This window comes from Chromobacterium vaccinii, assembly GCF_000971335.1.
Lineage (GTDB): Bacteria > Pseudomonadota > Gammaproteobacteria > Burkholderiales > Chromobacteriaceae > Chromobacterium > Chromobacterium vaccinii.
The window spans coordinates 1-6501 of record NZ_JZJL01000095.1 but is presented as its reverse complement, the minus strand read 5'-3'; the positions used below and the strand labels follow the sequence as shown (position 1 = coordinate 6501).

Below are 6501 nucleotides of genomic sequence, written 5' to 3'. Positions count from 1 at the left end.
GCTGCCAAGAAAGAAGCTTCCGCAGCTCAAAAAGCCCAAGCCGCCAAGGCCGACGCTTCCGCTCCGAAAGCCAAGAAGGCCAAGAAGCACGTAGCCAAGAAAGAAGCTTCCGCTCAGAAAGCCCAAGCCGCCAAGGCCGACGCTTCCGCTCCGAAAGCCAAGAAGGCTCACAAGCACCACGCTAAGAAGCACGCTGCCAAGAAAGAAGCTTCCGCAGCTCAAAAAGCCCAAGCCGCTAAGGCCGACGCTTCCGCTCCGGCTAAGAAGGCTGCCCACAAGCACGCCAAAAAGCACGTAGCCAAGAAAGAAGCTTCCGCCGCTCAAAAGGCTCAAGCTGCCAAGAAAGAAGCTTCCGCTCCGGCCAAGAAAGCCGGTAAGAAGAAGGCCGCTTCCGCTGCCAAGTAATTCCAGTGCCGACGCCGCCTGATCACTCAGCGGCATAGCATTGCACGGGGCGCTTCGGCGCCCCGTTTCCATTTCCAGGTGCCACCACGATGAAGCTGCCGCGCATTGCCCTCTGCCTCGCCCTGATCCCCGCCCTCGCCCAATCCGCTCAGTTGAGCAAAGAGCACAAGATCCTGTTCTTCGGCAAGGACGACCGCGTGCTGGAAAAGCCCGAACGCGCGCCCTGGCGCAGCGTGGGCCAGCTGGAAACCCGTTCCCGCACCATCTGTACCGGCACTCTGGTCGCCCCGGACGTGGTGTTGACCGCCGGCCACTGCTTCGTCGACGAAAAGGGCCGTTTCGACCCCGCCACCAGCTTCACCGTCGGTCTGTGGGGCGACGAATACACGGCGCTGAGCCGCATCAAGGAAGTGCAGGTGGACAAAGCCTTCCTCAAAGGCCTGATCCGCAAACCCGACGGCTTGTACATCCCGCCGCGCATCGCGCCGCGCGACTTCGCCTTCGTGCGGCTGGCCACGCCGCTGGGCAACAGCCAGGGCACGGTACCGGTGTTCTCCGGCGATGCCCAGGCATTGAAAACACTGCTAGCCAGACAGAACTGGACCATCACCCAGGGCGGATACCCGGTAGACGATCAGCGCCACCTGCGCGCCCACCATGGCTGCAAAGCCACCGCGCTGCGCGGCGACGGCCGCCTCACCCACCGTTGCGACACGCTGGAAGGCAATAGCGGCTCGCCGATCTTCGTCATCGACGCCAAGGGCCAGGCCACCATCGTCGCGGTGCAAAGCTCGGCGCCGCCGGCCGCCCGCCGCAAGCTGGAAGACAATATGAGCGTGTCCGCGCCGGTGTTCCAGCAGGCGCTGCAGGCCTTCATCGCCAAATCGGCCAAAAAATGAAAAAGCCGCCCAAAGGCGGCTTCTCTCCATCCAGCGGATGTCAGTCAGCTAGTTTCAGGCTTTCAATGCCCGCCGCTGATGCTCCAGCAATTCGGTAATGCCGTTGCGCGCCAGCGCCAGCATCGCCGCCATCTCCTCCTCGCTGAACGGCTCGCCCTCGGCTGTGCCCTGCACTTCGACGAAGCGGCCGCTGCCGGTCATCACCACGTTCATGTCGGTTTCGCAGTCCGAGTCTTCCAGATAGTCCAGATCCAGCACTGGCAGGCCCTTGTACACGCCCACCGACACCGCCGCCACCTGATCGCGCAGCGGGTTGGCGCTCAGCTTGCCGGCGTCGATCAGCCCCTGGATCGCGTCGGCCAGCGCGACATAGGCGCCGGTGATGCTGGCGGTGCGGGTGCCGCCATCGGCCTGGATCACGTCGCAGTCAATGACGATCTGGCGCTCGCCCAGCTTGGCCAGATCCGTCACCGCGCGCAGCGAGCGGCCGATCAGGCGCTGGATCTCCTGGGTGCGGCCGGATTGCTTGCCGGCGGCGGACTCGCGGCGCATCCGGCTGCCGGTGGAGCGCGGCAGCATGCCGTACTCGGCGGTCACCCAGCCCTGTCCCTTGCCCTTGAGAAAAGACGGCACCGTTTCCTCGACGCTGGCGGTGCAGATCACCTTGGTATCGCCGAACTCCACCAGCACCGAACCTTCGGCATGCTTGGTGTAGGAGCGGGTCAGACGCACGACGCGCATCGCGTCGGCACTACGTTCGGAAGGTCGCATGTTGGCCTTTGGAAGAAGAAATATCGGTGGCGATTATAACAGCCGCGCGCGCTCAGCTGTCCTTGCCCACCTGGCTGGCCAGTATTTCCTGATGCATGGTCGCCAAATTGGACTCCAGGATCAGCCTGCCGGCCTTCTGCGGCGGCGTCTTTTCCGTGTCCAAAATGTCGTCGCGCTCGCCCAGCGCCAAGTCGTCCTCCAGCAACGTCACCGCCACCGCCGACAAATTGTCGCCGCCATTGCCTGCGCGGCGCTCGGCCACATTGATCAACGCCGGCATAACCTGGTTGACGCTGCGGCCGGCGAACACCTTTTCCAGCTCGGCGTCCTGCACCTGCGACCAAAGGCCATCGGTGCAGAGCATGATGGAACAACCCGGGCCGATTTCCTGCCGCTCTCCGATGTCGATGTCCGGCTCGCCCGATGCCCCCAGGCAGTTGTAGATCTTGTTGCGCTCGGGATGGGTCTTGGCAGCCTCCTCGGTCAGCAGTCCCTGGTCGATCAGCCGCTGAACCTGGGAATGGTCTCGCGAGCGCAGGCGCAGCCCTCCGCCGTCCAGCAGATACAGCCGGGAGTCGCCCACATGGCACCAATACAGATAGCCATGCTGCAAAATAGCCACCACCACCGTGGTGCTGGGCACGTCGGGCAGCCGGTGGTCGGTCGCGTACTCCAGAATCACCTGGTGCACCGAGCTGATGGCGTTCACCAGGAAACGGTTGGGATGGCTGAGCGTCGGCGCCGCCTGCTGGTAGAACAACTCGCACAGCAGATCCACCGTGATCTGCGCGGCGACTTCGCCGCGCATGTGCCCGCCCATGCCGTCGGCCATCACCAGCATTACCGTTTCCTGAGAATGCGCGATGGCCAGCCGGTCCTGATTGTAGCTGCGCCCCCCCACCCGGCTTTCCTGAAAAATAGAAAGCTTCATTCCTGTCCCTCTTTATGCCGGCCGCCGGCCAGGCCTTTTATCCAACCCACCAGACGATTGCCCTCTCCCGCTGACAGGCGCTCCGGTTGGCTGTACTCCGTCTGCTGCAGTATCTTCTGAATCTCCAGCACCGATGCCGGCCGCAGATTCGGCTCCAGGGTCAGGCAACGGTCGCACAAGGTGGTCAGTTCGCGTGAATACTGGCAACGGAAAGCCTGGCTGGCCGGCACCAGCAAATCCTGTTCTCGCCGCTCTCTGGCGGCCTGCGGCGTCTCGCCTCCCATGCAGACGTACAGGCAGGCGCCTATCCCGTAAATATCGGTCCATGGCCCCAGCGGCTGGTCTTTCTCGTACTGCTCCGGCGCAGCGAAGCCCGGCGTGTACATCGCGGCGAAGTGCTTGTCCTTGCGCGACAGCGTCTGCCGCGAGGCGCCGAAATCCAGCAGCAAGGGCACGCCGCTGCGCCGCAGGTAGATATTGGCCGGCTTGATGTCCAGATGCAGCAGCCGCTGGCTATGCACCTCGCGCAATCCTGACAACAGCGCGGCGAACCACTTGCGGATCAGCCTCTCCTCCATCCGCCCGCCAACCAGCTCCAGCTCCCGCCCGAGCGAGCGGCCATCGGCATACTCCATCACCATGTAGACCGTCTGGTTCGCCCGGAAGAAGTTGCTCACCCTCACCACCGCCGGGTGGGATATGCCCGACAGCACCCGGCCCTCCTCAAAAAAGCATTTCAGCCCCAAGTTGAAGGCGTCGCGATCCAGTTCGTGCGGCACCGTTATCGTGCAATCCTGCTTGCGCTCCGCCAGATTGCGGGGCAGATATTCCTTGATGGCGAACTTGCGATCGTCATCATCCAAGGCCAGGTAAACAACGCTGAAGCCACCCACCGACAGTTGGCGCACAATCGTGTACTCGGCGAGCCGATAGCCTGCCGGAAGCGGAGTCTGCTTGCTGGATTGAGTCATCGAATGGCAGTTGTTATAGTGTCCACTGGCCCTGAATTGAGCTTAGCAAAGCAATTCGGGCCCAGCATTCGAAAATACCGATACAGGAGCTCCGCATGATATTGAGCATGACTGGCTTTGCCGCCGCCACCCGGGAATTCCCTGGCGGGATGTTGAGCCTGGAAATCCGCGCCGTCAATCATCGCTACCTGGACATCCAGATGCGCCTGCCGGAGGAACTGCGGATCATCGAACCGCAGCTGCGCGAGCAGATTGCCGCCCGCGTCACCCGCGGCAAGCTGGAGTGCCGCGTCGGCCTCAATCAGGTGGACAGCGCCGCGCCGACGCTGGAATTGAACCAGGCCTTCCTGAGCCGCCTGCTGGAAGTCTCGCGCGAGGTGCAAAAGCAGAACGGCGAAAGCAAAGGCCTGTCGGTCGGCGAACTGATGCGCTGGCCTGGCGTGCTGAAAAGCAACGAACTGGCGCCGGAGGTGCTGCACCAGCTGTGCCTGGATGCGCTGCAGACCGCGCTGGCAGACTTCAACGCCTCGCGCGGCCGCGAGGGCGAGAAGCTGAAGGCGGTGCTGATCGAGCGCATCGAGGCGATGGACGCCATCGTCGCCGCCATCAAGCCCAAGCTGCCGCAAATCCTGGAGAACTACATGGCCAAGCTGTCCGGCCGCCTGCAGGAAGCACTGGGCAGCGTGGATGAAGACAGGCTGAAACAGGAATTCGCGCTGTTCGCGCAAAAGATAGACGTGGACGAGGAGCTGTCGCGCCTGACCACCCATCTTTCCGAAGTGCGCCGTATCCTCAAGTCTGGCGGCCAGTCCGGCAAGCGGCTGGATTTCCTGATGCAGGAACTGAACCGCGAGGCCAACACGCTAGGCTCCAAGTCGGTGTCCACCGACACTACCCAGGCCTCGGTAGAGCTGAAGGTGCTGATAGAGCAGATGCGCGAGCAGATCCAAAACATCGAGTAAGATTTCACGGCGCGTCACCACGTGTCAAAAAATCCACAAAGCCCTGTTCCGCAGGGCTTTTTTCATGTCACCACGTATCACCCCACTCCAGCAAAGCGCATAATTATCGTGTACATACAGGTGTACATACGGGCCTTTCCAGCCAGTTGAGTATGTACACGGCCCTATTCGCTGTTCAAATTTTTGAGGATTGAACAGCCACGCGGGGTTCTCCGGCCTACTCAGTGTTTGAGGTGCGCGACATGGCCAAGCTGACCGACATGCAAATCCGGGCCTGGATCAAGGCCGGTGAACACTTCGAAGCCCGCGCCGATGGCGATGGCCTCTATCTCTGCTTCCCCTCGCGCTACTCCGTCCCGTTCTGGCGCTTCCGTTACAAGTTCTCTGGCAAGGCTCGCGCCGTGGTGATTGGCTCGTACAGCGAACTATCTCTGGCCAAAGCCCGAGAAACCGCCAGAGAGATGGCCGCCCGCGTGGCGCTGGGCTACGACGTGGCCGGCGAGAAGCAGGAACGCAAGGCCGCGGCGCTGGCCAAGATCGAGGAAGAGAAGAACGCCGTCACCATGCTGGTGTTGGCCAACGAGTACTACGAGCGGATGATCCTGGGCCGCTGGAAGCACCCGGACATCGTGCGGCGCCGGATCGACAAGGACATCGGCCCGATGCTGGGCAAGATGAAGGTGGAGGACATCAAGCCCCGCCACATTGACGACATGCTGCAGAGCATCGTCAAACGCGGTGCGCCCACCATCGCCAACGACGTGCTGCGCTGGACCCGCCGCATGTTCGACTACGCCATCAAACGCCACATCATCGAAATCAACCCGGCCAGCGCCTTTGACATTGGCGACGCCGGCGGCAAGGAAGAAGCCCGCGACCGGGCCTTGAGCCGCGACGAGCTGGCCAAGCTGTTTGCAGCCATGAAGCTGGCCAAGGGGTTCAGCGTGGAGAATGACCTCTCCATCCGCCTGCTGTTGCTGCTGTGCGTCCGCAAGATGGAGCTGTGCGCCGCCCGCAAGGAAGAGTTTGATTTAGACGCTGGTGTCTGGCACCTGCCAGGCGAGCGCAGCAAGACCGGCAAGCCTATCGACATCCCCCTGCCCGCCCTGGCGGTGGAATGGCTGCAGCAGCTGTTCGACCTGGCCGGCCCCAGCGACTGGCTACTGCCGGCCCGCAAGATGCAGCACCGCATGGTGCCGCACATCCACGAGGGCACCATCGGCACCGCGCTGGGCAAGGTCAAGCCGCACATGCCGGACGTGGCGGACTTCACCATCCACGATCTACGCCGCACCGCGCGCACCCACCTGGCGGAATTGGGCGTCGACCCGGTGGTGGCCGAGCGCTGCCTCAATCACAAGATCAAGGGCGTGGAAGGCATCTACAACCGCCACGACTACTTCAACGAGCGCCGCGACGCCCTGAACAAGTGGGCCGGGCTGCTCAATGCCCTGGACAAGGGCGAGGCGTACAACGTGACGCCGATTACCAAGGGCAGGAAGAAGACGGCCTAACACCAGCTTTGCCGCGCCTAGATCGGCCAATCGAAAAGCGGGAAACCC

7 protein-coding genes are annotated in these 6501 nt (G+C 62.7%); 4 read left to right on the top strand and 3 right to left on the bottom strand.

Features of this window, described 5'->3' with window-relative positions:
* The coding region (locus VL52_RS25135) for a hypothetical protein (protein ID WP_200896087.1) at positions 1 to 405 on the top strand (405 nt) is incomplete at its 5' end.
* Positions 406 to 494: 89 nt separating this feature from the next.
* Positions 495 to 1304 carry a trypsin-like serine peptidase gene (locus VL52_RS22480; RefSeq protein WP_046159135.1) on the top strand — a complete coding sequence of 270 codons (810 nt, stop codon included), beginning with the start codon at positions 495 to 497 and terminating at the stop codon, positions 1302 to 1304.
* Positions 1305 to 1358: 54 nt separating this feature from the next.
* Here VL52_RS22480 and rph read toward each other — a convergent pair whose 3' ends face one another.
* The 3 genes from rph to VL52_RS22465 are packed head-to-tail and all read right to left on the bottom strand — an operon-like array spanning position 1359 to position 3977.
* Positions 1359 to 2075 carry a ribonuclease PH gene (gene rph / locus VL52_RS22475; protein WP_046159134.1) on the bottom strand — a complete coding sequence of 239 codons (717 nt, stop codon included), beginning with the start codon at positions 2073 to 2075 and terminating at the stop codon, positions 1359 to 1361.
* Between the two features lie 52 nt (positions 2076 to 2127).
* Complete coding sequence (locus VL52_RS22470; protein WP_046159133.1) at positions 2128 to 3006, bottom strand: PP2C family protein-serine/threonine phosphatase; 879 nt, start codon at positions 3004 to 3006, stop codon at positions 2128 to 2130.
* Positions 3003 to 3977, bottom strand: coding sequence for a serine/threonine protein kinase (locus tag VL52_RS22465; protein WP_046159132.1), 975 nt, complete (start codon positions 3975 to 3977; stop codon positions 3003 to 3005). The genes VL52_RS22470 and VL52_RS22465 overlap by 4 nt, the downstream gene beginning before the upstream one ends.
* A gap of 95 nt (positions 3978 to 4072) precedes the next feature.
* Here VL52_RS22465 and VL52_RS22460 point away from each other — a divergent pair, with 95 nt between their 5' ends.
* A complete protein-coding gene (locus tag VL52_RS22460; RefSeq protein WP_046159131.1) occupies positions 4073 to 4939 on the top strand; it encodes a YicC/YloC family endoribonuclease in 867 nt (288 codons plus the stop codon).
* 242 nt (positions 4940 to 5181) lie between these two features.
* Complete coding sequence (locus VL52_RS22455; protein ID WP_046159136.1) at positions 5182 to 6453, top strand: tyrosine-type recombinase/integrase; 1272 nt, start codon at positions 5182 to 5184, stop codon at positions 6451 to 6453.
* Positions 6454 to 6501: the final 48 nt, after the last annotated feature.